The sequence below is a fragment of the Bacillus sp. PK5-006 genome (assembly GCF_054161415.1).
Genome location: NZ_CP096414.1, coordinates 1,766,793 through 1,785,567, shown reverse-complemented (window position 1 = coordinate 1,785,567; position 18,775 = coordinate 1,766,793). Strand labels below are relative to the sequence as shown.

The window sequence follows — 18,775 nt, the reverse complement described above, 5'->3', positions numbered from 1 at the left end:
ATGGCAAATAATCCTACTGCTTCCTCCCAAATATATTGGGGAGGGGTTAACACTTGTTTACATTATCAGATATGTGGACATTTTGCTGGTCGTTTTTCGTCATTCTTCCTATCGTTGCCATCTTGCATCAGCTTGGCCATATTATGGTCGCATGGATGTTTGGCGCAAAGGTTTCTTTTGCTCTTGGCAGAGGCAAAAAAGTATTGAAAATAGGTGTTGTTGAAATTAGACGAATCTATTTTCTAGATGCATTTTGCCATTATGAAGAAATGAGGAAAAATAACCGATTCTCGCATATTCTTGTCTACCTAGGCGGATCATTATGCAACCTGCTCAGTGTTCTCATACTGAATACAATGATCGCCAATGATATCCTGCCAGAACATCAATTTTTCTATCAATTTGCTTACTTCTCTGTCTACTATGTATTTTTTGCACTGCTGCCAGTCCAGTATGCAGATCATCATCCGAGTGATGGGCAAGCGATTGTGAACATCATTCGGCACGGTGAACCATGTGACATCATTGACTAACAGGATGGCTTCCCGCTGTCAATTTGATAATGAATCGTTAAAAAGGGAATATCGAATAGCTTCATTTGATGAACTGCTGTGAGACTTTTATCTGTCTCCGGCTTCATATGAAAGCTTTCTTCCATTGGCAGTTTCATGGTGATAAAAGGTGTATGCAAATACAATCCTTCGTCACCGGTACTGCCTTTTGGACATGCACTTTTTAAGAGAAAGTCTTCCTTTTCATTAAAAGGTTTTAAAATGGCGGTCATCTGAGAATATGGAAGCGGCAGCGCAATATTCATATAGCCCGCAGCTGCATCGTGATGATGAGCATAAAGTGCAAAAAAAACCTGCTCCCCTTTTTCGTTATAACGGATCCACGCCCTGACATTCTTTCGCCCTTCTTTAGGATGTTGAAATGTAGTCAGACGCCCCTTCATTTCATACGGGATACGAGATGTCCCCAAATAGAGCTGGCCTATTTTCTTAAAAACTGGCTGAAGTAAAAAAACAAACGGCCTCACCCACCAATGAAAACAGACTGCTGCTTTTAACGTGAACGCCATCGGATTCTCATAAAACCTTCGAATCACAGGTGACACCCTGTCAGCTGAAAATGTCGTTCCATTTAAATCATCAAGTGAATCGACTAAACCGAGGTTCTCTCGATCATGCATTCTTTCCTTTTGAAAAGAGATCAAATGAAAACGGCCATGCACTTTTGATATCGGAAAGTCCTTCTGCTTCAATTGATCCTTTGGCCCTTCGATCAGCCATCCAATCAAACCTGGTAAAATAACAAAAAAGGCATTAATACTGCCATGAAACCAAATCATCTGATCAATGCTGATGTAGGTCACGCGCATGAGCATGCCAGCGGAATAAAGAAGAGATAGCACGATCGTTCCCATTAAGACGCAGCTAGAAAACACAATCAGCACTTTTGCCACAGACGATCGAAACCTTGTTTTCATACAAAGAATACCGTACAAGTAGAGTGCAATGACATATAGCGTAACGCTGAACGTATCAAATAGACGGGAGAAGCTAATCCCAACAGCAATCATCACAGGCGACAGCAAAATCACCCAGCCTGCCGCTTTGTATAAAGCTGTCTCTTTTTCTCGCTGTCTCCCTAATAATCCATAGAAAAGCGGGATAAAAAAAGCTGAGTAATGAAAATGAATAGCGGTCAAAAGCACGATGATTGGTGAAAAGGTCATCACCTGTATATCTGCCGTGTACAGCCAAAACCAAAGCCCTCCTAAAGCGAGATACATCCATGCACCATCGATGATCAATTCATGAAGCGGAAAGATTCCCCTTTTCAGCAAACGAGTAAAGCCATATAACGCCAAAAGAATCGTATACAAAAACCATCCCGATGCAAACAAAGCAGAATGATAGATGAATGCAGCCGTTGCACAAAGAGCAGCTAATGGAAAGGCTTTCATTAAAAAGCCGAGCAGTATCCCCGGCTTACTCTCCCGCTCTTCCTTCACAAAAAAGGCTAAAATTGCAGGAAGGAAAAACAGAATGGCTATCAGTACAAATAACTCTGCTGCCGGACCTGTCATCAAGCGGGTGGCGATAAAACAGCACATGAAGACGAGGCTTGATATCAAATGCCATTTATTCATCATGAGACATCACCCTTTCAGTAAACCGGCCTTTATATGTAAAAAGGGTCCCAAACAGTCGATTTTTCACATGCACATCAATGGTATACTCACCCGCGTGCTCGTTGTAGCCTTCTGTGACATCTGATACACCGTAAAGCCATGAAGGCAGCGGCCACTCACGTCCTAACATCAACAGCTTCTGCCGGCCGGATTGAATGTGAAGGAACCCATGCTTTGTTACTTTAAAATGAAGCTCTGACATAAGAAGTCTAGGCTTTCCAAAATAGTCTAGTACTTTATGACTCTTCTGATCAATGATCATATCTGCATCAAAGTGCCGTTCCTTCTTTGGGAAATAAAACGTACGAAACCAGTGCATGCCTTCCTCTCCCTTATTTGTCATAAAGGGTTTATTCACAATCCGGAAAGGAATGTTTTTTCCTCTCTCAGGGAAAAAACAGCGAAACAGTGGACCAATTTTGAAGAAAAATCGAATGAGCCTCGTTCCGCCGCCTATTTCCTCCATAGTGCCTTCTGCGGTAAACGCACGGTTGTATCTCTCTTTTAATTTTGGATGAAGCTTATCGTAATCCTTTACTTGATGACGATGAACGACCATGTCTACCTCCCCTTTTTCGTTTGATCGAAAATACGTCTATACAATCTTTTAAATTAATCATTCCTGCAATGGATAGGATCAAAAATGCACTCATCACAAGCGGCTCATGAAGTGTCGTTTGGGGGGATAGGATCCCGATACAAAGCATCAGCAGCAGAAACACACTTTGAAGAATGAACAAATATTTCTTTGATAGCTTAGGTATCAGCCATGATACGCCTATAAGGGCATAAAACAACCGAAATCCTGTGCTATGATCAAAAGCAGAATGTGAAAAAGGGATAACCGCTTGACACAGCCAGACGATGGCAAACAGCAAACAAATTCCATAATGGGCAAGTGTTCTCTCCAGTAACAACCGAGGGTGCGTACCCTTTTCAAGCCACGTCTTTAGTGCGCCAAAACTAAAGGCCGTCATAAACCCCATCATCGGGCGAAAAAGAAATCGATCTGCCCACGCCCATCCTTTTCCTTCTTTCGGTTCATAATCAAATTGCGTTTGAAACACAATATGATCGTTCGTTTTCACATATTTCCAATAGCCGCCGCCTTCTTTGATAAAAGACAATGGGTGTGACGATTTAAATTTAAGCGAGGATGCCCGTTCATTCCGTTCATCCATCATTCTAGTTCGATATGCTCCTGTCCCTGTGACACTTACCCCAAAAGCAAGATGCTTTTCATACAAAAAGGTTTGGGGCTGTTCATCTTGAGGTCCATTTAATGAAATGGTTGAAAAGCGCAAATCCCACTGTTCATGAAGCTTTGGATTTTGCGTATATTCCCATACTTTCTCTAAAGGTGCATGAATGGTTGTTTCCACATAAACAGGCTTTCTTTTCATCTGCCTCTACTCCTCTATGTGAATTATTTCACATAATAAGCATACCATGTTTCACAAAACTGTCAAATCTTTATTCGTTTTTCTCGCTAAAAAATTGTGCCAGACGGACGCTCCTTTATGATATCGATTTGCTATAAAAAAAGACCTGTCAAATAGACAGATCTTCTTTTTGCAATACACCTGTGATATAGAGCCGAACCGCATAGCTCACACTTTCTTCAAGCTGTTCTTTTCGTTGAAATCCCTTTTTATTAGAAATATCACCGAAGCCGTGCAGTAAGCTTCTCAGTCCTCTGACGACATGCGTCATTTCTTCTTCTTTTACACCAAAGCGTGACATAATGGATTGAACAAACTGAACAAGGCGCTCTGCTGCAAGTCGTACTTCTTTTTCGTTCATATGTGAAAAGGCAGCTTCATAAAGACCGGGATGTGTTCGGACAAATTGCACATATTGTCTGGCAAAGGCTAAAACAGCTTCTTTTTTTTCCAGCCCCTCTGTGACTTGCATCCCTTCCTCACAAAGCATGGAGAGCCCCTTTACTGCGAGTGCTGCCTGAATCTCATGAAGGCCGGATACATGATTATAAAGAGAAGGCGGCCTGATATTCAGCCTTTTAGACAATGTAGCAATAGTCAAAGCGGAGAAGCCCTCTTCATCAACAAATGCAGCCGCTGTATCCATAATTTTTTCTTGTGTAATTCCCATTCTTGGAGACACGGTTTACTGCCCTCCTTTTTTTAGCTGGTGCTGTCTTTTTTTAACGGCAGCTTGAAGCTTTTCATGAGGCTCTATGATAAGGTCACCATGTCCTGCAGCAAGACAGGATATGCGCAGCGCTAGTAATTTTTCAGCGCTTTTTAATGCGGTTTCTGCATCCCATGTGGCAAATGCCGGGAACGGGAAGCTCCACCGAAACTCACCCGTAACCGATAAGCTGCCTTTTGTCACAAGTGCATCCCCTGCAATGACAACTCCTGACCTTTCATCGTATAAAGAAATGCTGCCGGGTGTATGCCCTGGTGTTGCAATCACTTTGAGCGTCCCAATCTCATCTCCTTCTTTGACAAGTACATCTGGTTTTGTATGAATATTTTTCATAAAACTGCCTTTAATTTTTTGCTGAGGTTCATCAGGGAGCAAGGAAAAGTCACCTTCAAAAAGGCGTGCATCACGTTTTGATAAATAGACAACTGCCTCTGGAAAAGCCTTCTTCACCTCATCTAATGCGCCGATATGATCCATATGGCTATGAGTGAGAATAATCTTATGAATTGGTTTGTTCTTTTTACGGGCAAATTCGATGATCGAGTTTGCCGCCATTTTTAAAGCAGCATCAATTAAGATGAGTCCTTCCTCTTCCTCAAAGACATAGCAATTTACCGGAAATAATCGCGGCATCAATGTAAGCTGGTGCAGACGGTCAAAAGTTGTTAATCTCATGATTGCCCTCCTAAAACTAATATCGTTAGTTTTATATTAACTAATAGTATTAGTTTTAGCAATCATTTTTTCATCAACCGCAATATAAATATCAATTTGTGCTTCTTTTGGATCAATAGATCTTTCATCATACCATTCAAAATCACCTGTATAAGTGCGGTATTGACGCTGATCCCACGTCCAAATCTTGTGCCATGTTTCAAGCACGACCTCTTCAATCGGTCCTTTTCTCGTTTGAAATCTTGCATAGGTGGACGCAGGAATCTCTTTTACATGTTCGATCTGCTGATCCGCGAATTGCCCAGCTGTAAATAAATAAGAACCATGTTCATCTTTTTCATAATCTGAATAGAGCCCTATGACTGGAGCTTGTCCCCCATGTAGCTGCTGCGCAAAAAAATCCTGCCAAAGCGGTGCAATCTTCCGCTCTTTTGTTTTCTCTATTTCATTTGTTGTTCGAACAGACAACCCTTTGACCCATTGTTTCTCTAATGTGACGATATCGTACATACATTCTCATCTCCTTTTCTCCCATCATATAAAAAGAAACCTGACAACAGTGTGTCAAGTTTCTAATCGCTTCATAAATTGTTTTAATTGGAGATCAAATGCTTCCTTGATGTGCTGAGGTGAAACAATGTCGACGTCCGGTCCTAAATGGAATAGGAAACTGTGCAGCCAATCATCTTGCGGCACAGTCAATGCTGCCAGATAGGTTCCGTCTGAACATATGATCAATTCGTTCTCATCCACCCATTCCTTCACTTTGCCAACTGATGCTTCGGTTAACCTGAGCGTGAGGGTTGTGACTGAAGGTTCTTCATGCCAAGAGTCATTCCAAGGCTTCTCTTCATTTTTGATTCTTTTCGGCCTGAAATATGCTGAAATGGTGATGAGGTCTGTCATTCTGGTCAGCTTGAATAGACGAAAATCATGTTTCACACAACAAAACGCATACAAGTACCAATGCCTTCCTTTTAAGACAAGCGTATAAGGCTCCACTTTACGTGGAAGTGTTTCACCTTTTGCGTTGCGATAAGTGAATTGAATGAATTGATGCGCGGAAGCAGCTGTATGGATCAGCTGAAGCTTCTTTTCTGCCTGGCTGTCTTTTCCCCATGAGCTTAAATCAATAAAGACATGGTGCTGTTTCTCGCTTTCATCGCTTTGTGGCGGAATGAGAGATTTGATTTTTTTCAGTACATGTTCACTTTCTTTAAAGGAGTATGCACTCGTCATGCTTTCAAGGGCAGTTAAAATAAGCTCAATGTCATCATCGGTAAATAATTTTTTCTCTAAACGATAGTCGTCAACAAGCGAAATGCCTCCGCCTGCTCCTTGTGTTGTCACAATAGGAATCCCGGCTTGATTGATGGTCTCAATATCGCGATAAATCGTCCTTACGCTCACTTCGTGAAGTTCAGCAAGGTCTTTCGCTTGTATTTGCTTTTTGCTAATGAGCAGCATCACAATAGACAAAATACGATCGATTTTCATGCTTTTCCTCTTTTTCATAAATGTAGGTTTTGATTTGATAAAAAATGAAAGAATGGTAAAGATAAGGAACAGCCAGCATTCGTTTACATCCCTGCACATGCAGGAGGAGGTTGCATCATGACACATCACGTGTGGCAGTTATTCATAATTGGGGGCATTATGCTGATCTGCATCATCTTTCGAATGAATCGAATGAGACGCTATCAGCTTGTGCGCCCGATCAGTCTTTTGATGAGAATGTATGTATTTGGACTCACTGCCCTTATTCTCTTATTAGAAGGCTGGCAAAATCACAGCATTTTCATCTATGCCGCTATTGGTATGCTCTTTGGAAGCAGTCTGGCCGTTCATGCCTATGAGACGATCCGCATGAAAGAAGAAAATGGCCGTCTTTATGTGAAAACGAGTAAATGGATTGAAAGCTTCATTTTATGCTTATTTTTATCACGACTTAGTTTTAAGCTGGGTGAGCTGACGAACCATTCGCTCACAAAGATTGGTGTCGTTGAACTGTATCAGCATATTGTGAGTGATGATGCCATGACCATGCTCAGCTTTTTTCTGTTAGCTGCTTACTATGTTGTTTTTTCTTATCAAATGATGAAAGCAGGTAAACGATCAACCCGTATGCATCATGCGTAAAAACCTTCCTACTCATATAGGAAGGTTTTTATTAGTCATGCTGTGCATGATGAATCATTTGTTCAAGTACTTCCATCACATGCTGATCTTCAGGACTGTAAAAGATCGATGTCCCTGCTCGTCTAGATTTCACGAGACGAAGGTTTTTTAAAAAGCGCAGCTGATGAGAAACTGTTGATTGCATGAGATTCAGCGTTTCTGCGATATCATTTACCGAGTATTCACCTTGAGACAAGAGGTGCAGAATACGAATACGTGTCGGATCAGATAAGGCTTTAAACGTTTGGGAGACAAGAAATAAACTTTCTTCATCCAGCTCCATCCGTTCCTGTTCTTGATTTGTATTCAGTTCTTCCTTCATTTCGCTTCACCTTTCTTGTTAGTCAAATCACGACTTATTCTATGTATCATCATATACTAAAACGTCCGGCGTGCAAAGCGGGCACACTTTAAACAAAAGATTTATTCAAATAGCATTGACACTTGGTAGCATTCTTTTTAAAATGAGCATTATTTATTCATTTTTAGAGGAGCTGATAGGCAAATTGACTGAAGAGCCAAGACTAAAACGCAGCCTGACTGTCTTTCCACTTGTTGTGATCGGGCTTGCTTATATGGATCCACTTGTCGTATTTGATTCATACGGCATTGTTGCTCAGCTGACGAAAGGACACGTCGCTGCAGCTTATATATTTACGTTGCTGGCATTACTATTGACAGCGCTTAGCTATGGGAATATGGTGAAGGCTTTTCCAAAAGCAGGATCTGCTTATACATATGCGCAAAAAAGTATTCATCCTCATGTCGGCTTCCTTGTGGGCTGGACACTTTTACTGGATTATTTATTTCTGCCTATGGTGAATTTTGCGATCGGAAGTGCTTATTTAACCGCAGCCTTTCCTGATGTACCTCATTACATTTGGATCATCATACTTGCTATCGCCATAACGACTGTCAATGTCATCGGTATACGGCTTACAGCCAACATTACGGCGCTGTTTGTGACATTTCAGGTCATTGTCGCTGTCACCTTTGTTGGATTTGTTATTTATGGGCTCACGCAAAACGCTGGCAGTGGAGAGTTATTGTCAGCCCGGCCTTTTTATTCAGCGAGCTTAGATCCAGCGCTTATTTTTTCAGGAGCGACCATTTTATGTTTCTCCTTTCTAGGATTTGATGCCATTTCCACTATGTCTGAGGAAACCATTAAACCAAAAAAGACGATTCCGCTTGCCATTTTCTTAACAGTTGCGATTGGAGGCGTACTGTTTACTTTGACGTCTTATTTTTTGCAGCAGGTGTTTCCAAATTTTCAGCAGTTCAAACATCCTGATGCAGCCTCACTTGAAATTGCAGAATTTGTGGGCGGCGCATTTCTTCACTCGTTCTTTTTAGCCGGCACAATGGTCGCTGTCATTTCTTCCTCCTTATCGTCACATGCGAGTGCAGCAAGGCTTTTATATGCAATGGGAAGAGATCAATCGTTACCAAAGCGTTTCTTTGGGTATATTCATCCGAGATTAAAAACCCCTGTTTTTAATATTTTGTTAATCGGAGCTTTCTCCTTAACCGCAGTCGTTGGCGAACTTGAAGTTATTTATTCCTTTATCAGCTTCGGCGCGTTAATTGGATTTACCTTTGTGAATTTGTCTGTTTTTGCGTACTTTTTCGTCAAACAAAAACAAAGAGGTATTCTGAATACATTGAGATATGCCGTGATCCCTCTATGCGGGACGGCGTTTTGCATTTGGCTGTTAACGAGCATCAGTACAAATGCATTAATCATTGGCATGATTTGGCTGATTATCGGTTTTGTTTATTTCTGCTTCAGGCTGAAAACAAGACCTGAATTTACGTTTGGATATGATTGATTATAAGGTTTTCACTTGGTATCCTGCACAGGATATGGCATAATGAAAAGGCTGTACTTCCCTTTTAAAAGCGGGGCAAAACAGGGGTGAACTGACCTTGAAAAAGAAAAAAACAGGATGTTTTGCCATTTCAGGCTGTTTCACGATTTTTCTCTTTGTTTTCGTATTAGCAGCCATTGCCATCTCCTTTAATCAAAAGGAGTTAAAAAAGCTGCCGATTGATACGGAATCAATTGTTTTGTCGAGATTGGATGATTACAAACCGCTTGTAGAAACAGAGTTAAGAGATCAAGATTTAGATCAGTATACCGGGTTAATCCTCGGTATGATGTATCAAGAATCAAAAGGCAGGGGCGGAGATCCAATGCAGGCCTCTGAATCTCTTGGTTTGAAACGAAATGAAATCAATGACCCTGAGAAAAGCATTAAACAAGGAGTCCATCATTTTTCGACTATGTACAAGCATGGGAAGAAAAAAGGCGTTGATTTGGAAACCATTATTCAAAGCTATAACATGGGAATCGGCTATATTGATTTTGTTGCAAAAAACGGGGGAAAACATTCCGAGAAACTGGCAAAGCAATACTCCAAAAAGCAAGTGAAACGAAACCCCGAGGTCTATACGTGCGGCGGCAATAAAGATAACTTCCGCTATCCGTATTGCTACGGTGACTTCACTTACGCTGAAAAAGTAAAAGAAAAAACGAAAACAGTTGAAGAAAAGATGAAATTGGCTTCTTCATCCACACCATCATCGTAAAAAAAGCACTTCCGTATAGGAAGTGCTTTTCATTTTATCGCTGTTCTTTCCCAATTTCCGGGAGGATCGTTTTTGCTAAATGCTGGTCCATTTCCTCATATTCATCATAATGAATCGTTTCATACAGCTCTTTTCTCGTTTGCATATCCCCAAGTATCCCCTGCTGCGTTCCCTTTTCCATGATTTCTGTAAATAAACGCTCATACGCTTTTGCAGCAACTCTAAGTGATGACACAGGGTAAATGACCATTTGAAATCCAAATACAGAAAATTCGTCTGCATGATAATAAGGCGTCTTGCCAAACTCCGTCATGTTTGCAAGGAGCGGACCTTTAATATGGTTTGACGCATGCGTGAAGTCCTCTGCTGTGATGAGTGCCTCAGGAAAAATAGCATCAGCTCCTGCTTCTACGTAAAGATTGGCCCGGCGGATGACATCCTCCATTCCATTTACGGACTTTGCATCGGTTCTTGCAATCACCAAAAGCGTTGGTGCCGCTTGTTTGATGGCTTTGATTTTTGCGACCATTTCTTCTACTGGAACGAGTGATTTCCCGTTTAAATGCCCGCATTTTTTCGGCATTTGCTGATCTTCAATTTGAACAGCTGCCACTTTGCTCTCAACCATTTCTTTTGCCGCTCTTGCTGCATTTAAAACACCGCCATAGCCTGTGTCCATATCGACCAAAAGCGGCAGCTGGGAAGCTCGAATAATCTCCTTCGCTTTTTCAGCCATTTCTGTTGAATGGATCATGCCGAGGTCTGGCAGTCCTTTGCTGGCACAAAAAGCGGCACCTGATAAATAGAGCCCTTGAAAGCCCATTTTTTTCGCATAGAGCGCAGACATTCCATCGTGAACGCCTGGAATTTGAAATAAAGCTGATTTGTTCATTTGTTCTTTAAAGGCTGCGGCTAAATCAGCCTGACTTCTTTCTTCATTCACGATCCACACGCTAGCTCCCCCTTATATGACGAATAAGTCCATAAATGCTGGCACTGTTGTTGTTTTTAATTGATTTGGATTTTGGCAGAGTGACACAATTTGATCCACTTGCTTTTGTGGAAATCTTGTCTTTAAATGATAGAGCCATTTCTTTTCAAGCAGCGGAATGCCTTCCTGTCTTCTTCTGCGATGACCGAGCGGGTATTCAATTTCAATTCGGTCTGTCATCGTCCCGTCTTTAAAGAAAATTTGTACACAGTTTGCAATCGATCTCTTTTTCGGATCTAAATAATCCTCTGTGTAACGTTTATCCTCTTTCACAATCATTCGATCACGAAGACGATCAATGGCTGGATTTTGCGCCGTTTCTTCTTCATAATGGTCAGCTGTTAGTTCACCATAGATCAGTCCAATGGCTGTAATATACTGCAAGCAATGATCACGGTCTGCCGGATTATAAAGCGGCCCTTTCTTATCAATAATCCGAATCGCTGACTCATGTGTCGTAATCTCTACCCGGTCAATTTCATCTAAACGATCTTTTACAGCGTCATGCAGCATCACAGCCGCTTCTGCAGCAGTCTGCGCATGGAACTCAGCAGGATAAGCAATTTTGAAAAGAACATTTTCTATGACGTATGATCCAAGGGGCTGGGCGAGCGTAAGTGGTTTTCCTTTCATCAGAACATCTTCAAAGCCCCACTTCTCTGCACTGAGGGGCGTTTGATAACCCATTTCCCCTTTACGTGTCATCATTGCCAGCCTCACTCCGCGGCTTGTTGCATCCCCCGCTGCCCATGATTTCCTCGATCCTGTGTTTGGGGCATGGCGATACGTCCTAAGCGGGGAATTATCAACAAACGCTTGTGATAAAACATGCTGGACCTCTTCCTTTGTTCCGCCAAGCATTGCACACACAACTGCACTTGTTGCCACTTTGACAAATAACACATGGTCCAATCCATTTCGATTCAGACAATTTTCTAAAGCAAGGACACCTTGAATTTCATGTGCCTTGACGATTGCATGCAGTACATCATTCATCGTTAGCGGCTCTTCTCCGTTTGCAAGGCGTGTTCTGCTGATATAATCACTTACAGCTAATATTCCGCCTAAGTTATCTGACGGATGCCCCCACTCCTGTGCAAGCCACGTGTCATTATAATCTAACCAGCGGATCATACAGCCGATATCAAAAGCCGCTTGAACGGGATCTAGCACAAACGAAGTGCCAGGAACTCTTGCTCCGTTAGGCACAACAGTTCCAGGTACGATAGGTCCAAGGTGCTTCGTACATTCTGGAAAATTAAGAGCCAGCATTCCGCACCCGAGCGTGTCTATGAGCACATACCGCGCGGTTTCAATGGCCTCTTTGCTCGTAATTTCTCCGTCTACTGCATAGGCAGCGATTTCTACTAATAGCTGATCTGTTTGATTGGCGACTGCTGTTTTGTTCATGTTCATTCCCCCGTTTTTCCATCATCATTTGAAACCTTTAATCCTCTTGGCCCTAGATACCGGACTCTCGGTCTAAAAATGCGATTATGCAAATGCTGTTCAATGACATGTGCGGCTAATCCGCTAGCTCTTGCAGCAAAGAAAATGGGTGTATAAAGTGAAATAGGGATTCCGAGCACGTAATAAATCGGTGCAGCATAATAATCAAGATTTGGATAAAGGTTTTTCTGCTCTTTCATATATGCCTCTCCTGCTACACACATGTCATATAGCGTTGTATCTCCCTTCGATTCGGTAAGCGTTTTCAATGAACGTTTTAAAAGAGCGGCTCGCGGGTCCATTTTTCTCATGTATACTCTGTGGCCAAAGCCCATCATTTTTTCTTTTGCGGCTAATTTTCGTTCAATGAGCGCAAGAAATCCTTCTGTTGTTTTTCCTTCAAGAAGCATGTGCATGACAGCTTCATTTGCTCCTCCGTGGAGGTCACCTTTTAATGAAGAGATCGCTCCAGTAAAAGCACCATACATGTCAGAATGCGTGGATGCAATCACTCTAGCCGCAAACGTTGAATTCGGCAGCTCATGTTCGCTATATAATGTGAGTGTTTGGTCAAAAGCGGTAATTTCGTCTTGTGTCGGGGTGCGTCCAGTTAGCATGGATAAAAAGTTTTCAGTGTAGGATTTGGTCTGATCTGGAGAAATAGCGGCGTCTTTTGTGAGAATATAATAGCTTCCAGCAACAATGGCCGGCAGCTGTCCTAGTAATCGAACTGCACGCCTTTTTTGGCACGCTTCAGATCGATCATGTAATGCGTCATCATACCCTGCAAGAGCAGATAAACACGTTCTCATCGCATCCATAGGGTGAGTGGATTTTGGTAGCTTGGTTAAAATGGTTTGAATGGTTTGATGTAAGCTCGTTTGTGAGGATATATCTTGCTGAAATTGGTGATATTCCATCTTATCTGGTAATCTTCCATAAATAAGCAGATAGGCTGTTTCTAAATATGTCTTGTTTTGTGCCAGCTCAATGAGGTCGTACCCGCGAATCACAATTTCCTCTTGCTCCACATCTAAGTATGATATGGACGTTTCGCTTGCCACAATGTCTTCAAGCCCCGGTTTATACTGCAATTGTTCAGTCATCATATAACCCCCGTTTCGTCCAATTGTTGATCTCCAAACGAGCAAACGGCCAGAAATGATGTGAATCTATAGATGGGAAGATACCGTGCTAGTCGGATATCCAATTACCATTCTATCCAAAGCACTTCATCTTGTAAATAAAAGAACGTATGTCCAATTGGACATACGTTAGCTGTAATATGGAGAAATCATGATATAGACAATGACGCCAGTGAGACTAACATAGAGCCAAAGCGGCATCGTCCAGCGGGCAATTTTACGGTGACGCTCGACCTGCATCTGTGCGCCTCTAAATAGTGTAATCAGTGCAAGCGGTACAATAATAGCTGAGAGCACAATATGTGTAATCAAAATAAAGAAGTAAATCGGACGGATGATCCCTTCTCCTCCGAAGTGTGTATCAGCTGCCATTGAATGATATGTCACATAGGAAATTAAAAAGACAAGTGTTGTTGAAAATGCAGCAAAAATAAATCGTCTATGTGCTTTAATGTTCTTTTGTTTAATCATAATGAGTGCTGAAAGTAAGAAGATAAACGTAAAGCTGTTCATCACGGCATTCAGTAACGGCAGAAATGTAATATCCAGATGACTAAATTTATCTGTTTTTGGCATTAAAAATAATAAAGCGATTAATCCGTTTATGGCAATTGTTAAAATGACAACAATGCCGGTGAAATTTTTCGGTTTTTGATTCTGTTCGTTCATGTTTGAAAACCTCTCTTTATTAGTTCCGACTAAGAGTATGTTATTTAACTTTCTCTATAAAGTCAATGAATTCGCTGTCTTCGTCGAATTTTAGACAAACTTGCCGATTACTGGCGTTCTAACGGGTTGAAAGATTCATCCACTTCCTTTAAAATTGGAATTTATGTGATTTTTATCATTTCTTATATGAAAGGAGTAATGGACTTGTCAATCTTACAGGAAACACCCAAAGATGTGAAGGCGTTAGAGCAAGAATTACAGCAATTGCAGTTCCAAATGTATCGAATGCAAGAAAATATGAAAGATATTTCGAAAAAGGCAAAGATCATTGGCATTGATCAGGCGAAAGAAGATGAATGGATGATTGTCTCTGCCATTGAAAATGCTGATACATGTAAAATCATGCTGACCGATTGTGAAAAAGCTTTTCGCGGACAATCTGATTTTTCCTTAATTGCGGAATATCCTGAAGAAGGAAAGATTCATATTGCTGATATTAAAGGCCCTCCCGATAATGGGTACGGCTCAATCTGTATGAAGCATTTAAAAGAGATCGCAAGGGAGCAGAACATTCCAGTTATTACAGGTGATCTCGTCAAAAGAGATTGGAATCACGTGGACCGATTGATTCACTTTTATGAAAAGCACCAATTTGATGTCCAAATCAATTGGAAAGAACAAAGCGGAGAAATTTATTGGGTGGACAGCTAACGACAAAAAAACAGCGTGTATGATGGAATATACGCTGTTTTTTGTCGAAAATGCAAATTTTTCTGAAAAATGTGTGTTTTTTTGACCAAAAAAAGGGTACAATAAAAGCATCAGGCCGCCACCTGATGCTTTCTTCCAAAAAACAATAAGTTACTAGTTAAGTACTTTCACTTTGACTGATTTTACGCCCCAATTTTTTGCTTGGGATTTGCTTGGTACATGAACATCAATTTTGTTACCTTTAATTGCGCCGCCAGTATCTGCTGCGATGGCTTCACCGTAGCCTTCAACATAAACCTTACTTCCTAATGGAATGACATTAGGATCTACTGCAATCACTTTCGCATTTGGGTTTTTGTTTAAGTTTACCCCTGTTGCAGTGATACCTGAGATGCCACCATCATTTGCTGTATAAGCCGTAGCCGTTACAGTCATTTCTTTTTGTACACTTTGACTAGCAGAAGATGATTCTGCTTTAGCTGTTTCCTGTTTAGGAGCAGCTTTTTTCGGTGCTTCCTGTTTAGGAGCAGCTTTTTGTGTTGTTTGCTCTTTTTGGACAGGCTCCTGTTTTTGTACAGGCTCTGAGCTTACCGGAGCTGAGCTTTGACCAGCAACACTTAGTGTTGAACCAATCATAATTATATCTGAGTTTAAGTTATTCCAAGACTTAATATCGCTAATTGACACATTGAATTTTTGAGCGATTTTCCAGAGGCTGTCCCCCTTCTGGACTTTATACTGCTCCTGAGTTTTCTCTTTTGAAGAGATTGTCAATTTATCACCTACATAAATCATGTCTGTAGATAAATTGTTCCAACCCTTTAGGTCCTTTAGAGACACATCATTTTTTTGAGAGATTCCCCAAAGTGTATCACCTTTCTTCACAGTGATTTCCTTTGCAGAAGCTTGCTGTGCTCCAAATGCTGTTGTAGAGATTGCTGCAACAGCAACCAAGGACATAATAGTCTTCTTCATAAAGTAAATCCTCCCTTGTTAGCTTTTTATGGCGGCTAACGAGTGCTATCGTAACATATGTAAATGTCAATTCAATAACAAAACGATATGTTTTAGATTACAGTTCCTTTACATGAAACATCTCTCTCCATTGGTAAATCAGACCACAAAACAGCTCGATTACCCGCCATATCAAGGTTTTGAAAGGATCAGAAACCTCCTGTTGAAAACGTGTCCAAACGCAGCGAAAAAAATTTATTTTTCTTCTTCAACCTTTTTATTTTTCTCTTTTTCTATAAATAAATGGATTTCTTCTAAAAAAACATCCCCGTATTTCTCTCTTTTTTGAGCGCCTATTCCCTTAATATTGAGAAGTTCTTCTTCTGTTTTAGGCTGAACGGCTGACATTTCCTTCAAGGTTTGATCAGAAAATACAACAAATGGCGGAACGCCCTGCTCTCTTGCCAGCTTCATTCTCACCGCTCTCAGCTGCTCAAATAATGCATCGTTTTCTTGAATCGCCTCTCTTTTAACTGCCTGCTTTTTATACACAGCCTCTTGCCCGACTAACACTTTCTTTCCTTTATGTGTCACTTTTAATGTTGGATAAGCTCCTTCAGACATGTGCAAATACTCTTCTGTAATTAAAAATTCGATGAAATCACTAATTTGCTGGGCGGATTGCTGCTTCATTAAAGCGTATGTAGGAAGACGGTCGAAACCGAGGTCAAGCACTTTTTTATTTTTAGAGCCTGCCAGTACTTGAGCAATCATCATTTTTCCAAAGCGCTCGTTCATTCTAACCGTACACGATAAAACCATTTGCGCTTCTCGAGTGACCTCTTCACGCTCTCTTTCATCAAGACAATTACTGCATTTTTGGCAAGGGGCACTTGCTGATTGATCAAAGTAGTCCATCACAAATTGCTGCAGACATTGCTCAGTGTGACAGTAATCGACCATTTGTCTAAGTTTAAGCAGCTCATGCTGAAAGCGCACTTCATCTTCTGTTGACTGTTCAATGAGGAATCGCTGCATTCGTACGCCCTGCGGCGAAAACAGTAAAATGCATTCACTTTGGAGCCCGTCTCTGCCGGCTCGTCCAGCTTCTTGATAGTAGCTTTCAATATCCCTTGGAATTTGATGATGAATCACAAAACGGACATTTGACTTATTAATTCCCATGCCAAATGCAGATGTAGCGACCATGACCTGGATGTCATCGTTTAAAAACAGGTTTTGCTGCTCTTCTCTCACATCGTCATCTAACCCGCCATGATAAATGCCCACTTTGATCTTTTGTTTCTTTAGCCGATTGTAAATATTTTCGGCTTCTTTTCTTGTAGCAGTATAGATAATGCCGGACTCAAGCTTATTTTTCTTCATATAATGTGTGATAAAGCGGTCACTATTTTCTCCTTTGACCACCTGAAAAGATAAATTTTCTCTAGCAAAACCAGTAAAAATGGTTTCTTCTTCGTTCATGCCAAGCTGTTCACATATATCTCGGTGAACCTTTTTCGTGGCTGTAGCCGTTAATGCGACAATCACTGGCCTTTTTGTCAGCCGATTTAAGCATTCTTGAATAAAGCGGTAGCTCGGCCTAAAATCATGCCCCCACTCAGATATACAGTGTGCTTCATCAATTGCAATTAAAGGGATCGTTAACCGATCAAGCAGCTGAAAAAAACGTTCATTTTGTAAACGTTCAGGTGTGATATAAAGCAGCTGATATTCCCCATCTTCACATTTTTTCAGCCTTTTATTCATTTCAGCTGCGGAAAGTGTGCTGTTTAAAAAGGACGATCGTATGCCCATCTCATTTAGCGCATCGACTTGATCTTTCATTAAAGAAATTAGCGGGGATACAACGATCGTTGTTCCTTCCATCATCAAGGCAGGAATCTGGTAGCAAACCGATTTCCCCCCGCCTGTCGGCATAATACAGACGGTATCCTTCTGTTTGTTTACAATCGATTCAATGGCTTGTTTCTGTCCCTGCCTAAAGGCGTCAAAGCCAAAGTATTGTTTCAGGAGTGCTTCTGCTTGTTCTAACATCCAATTCCCTCTCCGTCTTTTGTTTTGTCTATTTTAACATACATTCATGCCTCTTCCTGCTGACTGTGCAATTTCGTTTTTTCACAAAATAAAAAGCCATTTTCCAAAATGGAAAATGGCTTGAATCATCCTAGGAAAAGCTGCGGATGCCGTAATCTAAGTAAGAAAGTTTTAAACCACCACTCCTCAAAGTGGGTGTTTGCAGAAACGTTCCTGTCTTCCTCGCTAAGGAGGCATGACATTCCGGCTTCAATATAAAACTCCCTATTACAGCTTAAAGGTTAAAACTTAATTAACATTACGCGCATCGCAGCCTTTAAACTATATTACACGAAAGTTTATTAAATTTCAAGAGATCTTTTTTCTATGAAATACTCATGTATACAAGTTATTTGTTCATGTGTACATAAGAAAAAATTATTCTGAAAAAATTTAACCTTCGCTTATGATCCTATTTTTCCTCATCTACATCAACATCTTGCTCTTCCTCTAATCTTTCATACGTATCTGAATGCATCTGATCCATTGTTTCTCTATTTGTTAAATCGCGCATTTGATCGGAGAATGAACGGTCAAATTCGTTTGGATCTTGAGTGGTTTCTTCATTTTTCTTTGCATCTATTGAATGACGTGTATATGGAACTGCTTTTAAACGCTCGTATGGGATCTCTTTTCCCGTTTTCTCACATATCCCATATGTTCCGTCTTCCATTCGTTTCAGTGCTGCATCGATTTCACCTTCAAGCTGATCATCGACCTGATCCAGCGTTTGTTCTGTCATACGGTCTAAATAGATGCTCCCATGATCAGCGATATGATTACCAACACCATTTGAAATCTCACTCGATTCAACGAGCATCGATTCTTCTTTCTTTTTTGATCCCTTCACATCTTCTTTTAATTGAATCAATCTTTCGTATAAATCAGCTTGTTGTTCTTTCGTTAAGCCCACGGTCAATCACTCCTTTCTCATTACCTTCCCGC

General features: G+C 41.0%; 20 protein-coding genes and 1 other RNA gene. 5 read left to right on the top strand and 16 right to left on the bottom strand.

Going from position 1 to position 18,775, the window contains the following annotated elements:
• Nucleotides 1-53 precede the first annotated feature (53 nt).
• The gene (locus tag M1D84_RS09395) at nucleotides 54-533 is read left to right on the top strand and encodes a hypothetical protein (protein WP_024422662.1); all 480 of its coding nucleotides are present in this window, start codon (nucleotides 54-56) and stop codon (nucleotides 531-533) included.
• Here the strand turns inward: M1D84_RS09395 and M1D84_RS09390 are convergent.
• The 7 genes from M1D84_RS09390 to M1D84_RS09360 all read right to left on the bottom strand — a co-directional run bounded on the left by M1D84_RS09390 (nucleotide 530) and on the right by M1D84_RS09360 (nucleotide 6,541).
• Nucleotides 530-2,158 (bottom strand): YndJ family protein, encoded by a 1,629-nt coding sequence (locus tag M1D84_RS09390; RefSeq protein WP_458109644.1) that lies wholly within the window; start codon nucleotides 2,156-2,158, stop codon nucleotides 530-532. The two genes, M1D84_RS09395 and M1D84_RS09390, sit on opposite strands and share 4 nt — an antisense overlap.
• Nucleotides 2,148-2,756 (bottom strand): DUF4166 domain-containing protein, encoded by a 609-nt coding sequence (locus tag M1D84_RS09385; RefSeq protein ID WP_268423792.1) that lies wholly within the window; start codon nucleotides 2,754-2,756, stop codon nucleotides 2,148-2,150. Before M1D84_RS09385 ends, M1D84_RS09390 begins: the two co-directional genes overlap by 11 nt.
• Nucleotides 2,719-3,600 carry a membrane protein gene (locus M1D84_RS09380; RefSeq protein WP_044332938.1) on the bottom strand — a complete coding sequence of 294 codons (882 nt, stop codon included), beginning with the start codon at nucleotides 3,598-3,600 and terminating at the stop codon, nucleotides 2,719-2,721. The genes M1D84_RS09385 and M1D84_RS09380 overlap by 38 nt, the downstream gene beginning before the upstream one ends.
• Nucleotides 3,601-3,748: 148 nt before the next feature.
• A complete protein-coding gene (locus M1D84_RS09375) occupies nucleotides 3,749-4,321 on the bottom strand; it encodes a TetR/AcrR family transcriptional regulator (protein WP_122630988.1) in 573 nt (190 codons plus the stop codon).
• Between the two features lie 3 nt (nucleotides 4,322-4,324).
• Nucleotides 4,325-5,044, bottom strand: a complete 720-nt coding sequence (locus M1D84_RS09370; protein WP_122630989.1) for an MBL fold metallo-hydrolase — start codon at nucleotides 5,042-5,044, stop codon at nucleotides 4,325-4,327.
• Between the two features lie 36 nt (nucleotides 5,045-5,080).
• Nucleotides 5,081-5,554, bottom strand: coding sequence for a GyrI-like domain-containing protein (locus tag M1D84_RS09365; protein ID WP_122630990.1), 474 nt, complete (start codon nucleotides 5,552-5,554; stop codon nucleotides 5,081-5,083).
• Nucleotides 5,555-5,608: 54 nt separating this feature from the next.
• On the bottom strand, nucleotides 5,609-6,541 hold the full coding sequence (locus tag M1D84_RS09360) for a helix-turn-helix transcriptional regulator (RefSeq protein ID WP_024428349.1): 933 nt from the start codon (nucleotides 6,539-6,541) through the stop codon (nucleotides 5,609-5,611).
• A gap of 117 nt (nucleotides 6,542-6,658) precedes the next feature.
• Between M1D84_RS09360 and M1D84_RS09355 the strand changes: the two genes are divergently transcribed.
• On the top strand, nucleotides 6,659-7,183 hold the full coding sequence (locus M1D84_RS09355) for an Asp23/Gls24 family envelope stress response protein (protein ID WP_024428348.1): 525 nt from the start codon (nucleotides 6,659-6,661) through the stop codon (nucleotides 7,181-7,183).
• A gap of 31 nt (nucleotides 7,184-7,214) precedes the next feature.
• Here M1D84_RS09355 and czrA read toward each other — a convergent pair whose 3' ends face one another.
• The gene (gene czrA / locus M1D84_RS09350) at nucleotides 7,215-7,544 is read right to left on the bottom strand and encodes a Zn(II)-responsive metalloregulatory transcriptional repressor CzrA (protein ID WP_024422670.1); all 330 of its coding nucleotides are present in this window, start codon (nucleotides 7,542-7,544) and stop codon (nucleotides 7,215-7,217) included.
• Between the two features lie 184 nt (nucleotides 7,545-7,728).
• Between czrA and M1D84_RS09345 the strand changes: the two genes are divergently transcribed.
• The gene (locus tag M1D84_RS09345; protein WP_171464319.1) at nucleotides 7,729-9,054 is read left to right on the top strand and encodes an APC family permease; all 1,326 of its coding nucleotides are present in this window, start codon (nucleotides 7,729-7,731) and stop codon (nucleotides 9,052-9,054) included.
• Between the two features lie 97 nt (nucleotides 9,055-9,151).
• A complete protein-coding gene (locus M1D84_RS09340; protein WP_024422672.1) occupies nucleotides 9,152-9,814 on the top strand; it encodes a lysozyme family protein in 663 nt (220 codons plus the stop codon).
• A gap of 34 nt (nucleotides 9,815-9,848) precedes the next feature.
• On the opposite strand, the gene prpB is transcribed toward M1D84_RS09340, so the two are convergent.
• The 4 genes from prpB to M1D84_RS09320 form a co-directional block, all read right to left on the bottom strand.
• Nucleotides 9,849-10,766 (bottom strand): methylisocitrate lyase, encoded by a 918-nt coding sequence (gene prpB, locus M1D84_RS09335; protein WP_044332931.1) that lies wholly within the window; start codon nucleotides 10,764-10,766, stop codon nucleotides 9,849-9,851.
• A gap of 12 nt (nucleotides 10,767-10,778) precedes the next feature.
• On the bottom strand, nucleotides 10,779-12,215 hold the full coding sequence (locus M1D84_RS09330; protein ID WP_149126541.1) for a bifunctional 2-methylcitrate dehydratase/aconitate hydratase: 1,437 nt from the start codon (nucleotides 12,213-12,215) through the stop codon (nucleotides 10,779-10,781).
• Nucleotides 12,216-12,217: 2 nt separating this feature from the next.
• The gene (gene mmgD, locus M1D84_RS09325) at nucleotides 12,218-13,360 is read right to left on the bottom strand and encodes a citrate synthase (protein ID WP_247721532.1); all 1,143 of its coding nucleotides are present in this window, start codon (nucleotides 13,358-13,360) and stop codon (nucleotides 12,218-12,220) included.
• A gap of 168 nt (nucleotides 13,361-13,528) precedes the next feature.
• Entirely contained in the window at nucleotides 13,529-14,068 is a 540-nt protein-coding gene (locus M1D84_RS09320; protein WP_024422676.1) for a DUF420 domain-containing protein, read from the bottom strand.
• A gap of 198 nt (nucleotides 14,069-14,266) precedes the next feature.
• Between M1D84_RS09320 and M1D84_RS09315 the strand changes: the two genes are divergently transcribed.
• Nucleotides 14,267-14,779: a GNAT family protein gene (locus M1D84_RS09315; protein WP_029708157.1), complete on the top strand. Its 513-nt coding sequence runs from the start codon at nucleotides 14,267-14,269 to the stop codon at nucleotides 14,777-14,779.
• Nucleotides 14,780-14,932: 153 nt separating this feature from the next.
• On the opposite strand, the gene M1D84_RS09310 is transcribed toward M1D84_RS09315, so the two are convergent.
• The 4 genes from M1D84_RS09310 to M1D84_RS09295 all read right to left on the bottom strand — a co-directional run bounded on the left by M1D84_RS09310 (nucleotide 14,933) and on the right by M1D84_RS09295 (nucleotide 18,743).
• A complete protein-coding gene (locus M1D84_RS09310) occupies nucleotides 14,933-15,754 on the bottom strand; it encodes a LysM peptidoglycan-binding and 3D domain-containing protein (protein ID WP_024422678.1) in 822 nt (273 codons plus the stop codon).
• A gap of 234 nt (nucleotides 15,755-15,988) precedes the next feature.
• Nucleotides 15,989-17,791: a DNA helicase RecQ gene (recQ, locus tag M1D84_RS09305; protein WP_044332923.1), complete on the bottom strand. Its 1,803-nt coding sequence runs from the start codon at nucleotides 17,789-17,791 to the stop codon at nucleotides 15,989-15,991.
• 133 nt (nucleotides 17,792-17,924) lie between these two features.
• A non-coding RNA gene (ssrS, locus tag M1D84_RS09300) (6S RNA) lies at nucleotides 17,925-18,110 on the bottom strand.
• Between the two features lie 132 nt (nucleotides 18,111-18,242).
• Nucleotides 18,243-18,743, bottom strand: a complete 501-nt coding sequence (locus M1D84_RS09295) for a TraR/DksA family transcriptional regulator (protein WP_044332921.1) — start codon at nucleotides 18,741-18,743, stop codon at nucleotides 18,243-18,245.
• Nucleotides 18,744-18,775: the final 32 nt, after the last annotated feature.

What these genes read in the sequence shown, in the direction of transcription:
- mmgD (WP_247721532.1), bottom strand. Translation starts at nt 13,360, where the DNA reads ATGACTGAACAATTGCAGTATAAACCGGGGCTTGAAGACATTGTGGCA.
- czrA (WP_024422670.1), bottom strand. Translation starts at nt 7,544, where the DNA reads ATGAAGGAAGAACTGAATACAAATCAAGAACAGGAACGGATGGAGCTG.
- M1D84_RS09385 (WP_268423792.1), bottom strand. Translation starts at nt 2,756, where the DNA reads ATGGTCGTTCATCGTCATCAAGTAAAGGATTACGATAAGCTTCATCCA.
- M1D84_RS09380 (WP_044332938.1), bottom strand. Translation starts at nt 3,600, where the DNA reads ATGAAAAGAAAGCCTGTTTATGTGGAAACAACCATTCATGCACCTTTA.
- M1D84_RS09370 (WP_122630989.1), bottom strand. Translation starts at nt 5,044, where the DNA reads ATGAGATTAACAACTTTTGACCGTCTGCACCAGCTTACATTGATGCCG.
- recQ (WP_044332923.1), bottom strand. Translation starts at nt 17,791, where the DNA reads ATGTTAGAACAAGCAGAAGCACTCCTGAAACAATACTTTGGCTTTGAC.
- M1D84_RS09330 (WP_149126541.1), bottom strand. Translation starts at nt 12,215, where the DNA reads ATGAACAAAACAGCAGTCGCCAATCAAACAGATCAGCTATTAGTAGAA.
- M1D84_RS09360 (WP_024428349.1), bottom strand. Translation starts at nt 6,541, where the DNA reads ATGAAAATCGATCGTATTTTGTCTATTGTGATGCTGCTCATTAGCAAA.
- M1D84_RS09315 (WP_029708157.1), top strand. Translation starts at nt 14,267, where the DNA reads ATGGACTTGTCAATCTTACAGGAAACACCCAAAGATGTGAAGGCGTTA.
- M1D84_RS09320 (WP_024422676.1), bottom strand. Translation starts at nt 14,068, where the DNA reads ATGAACGAACAGAATCAAAAACCGAAAAATTTCACCGGCATTGTTGTC.
- M1D84_RS09365 (WP_122630990.1), bottom strand. Translation starts at nt 5,554, where the DNA reads ATGTACGATATCGTCACATTAGAGAAACAATGGGTCAAAGGGTTGTCT.
- M1D84_RS09390 (WP_458109644.1), bottom strand. Translation starts at nt 2,158, where the DNA reads ATGATGAATAAATGGCATTTGATATCAAGCCTCGTCTTCATGTGCTGT.
- M1D84_RS09310 (WP_024422678.1), bottom strand. Translation starts at nt 15,754, where the DNA reads ATGAAGAAGACTATTATGTCCTTGGTTGCTGTTGCAGCAATCTCTACA.
- M1D84_RS09355 (WP_024428348.1), top strand. Translation starts at nt 6,659, where the DNA reads ATGACACATCACGTGTGGCAGTTATTCATAATTGGGGGCATTATGCTG.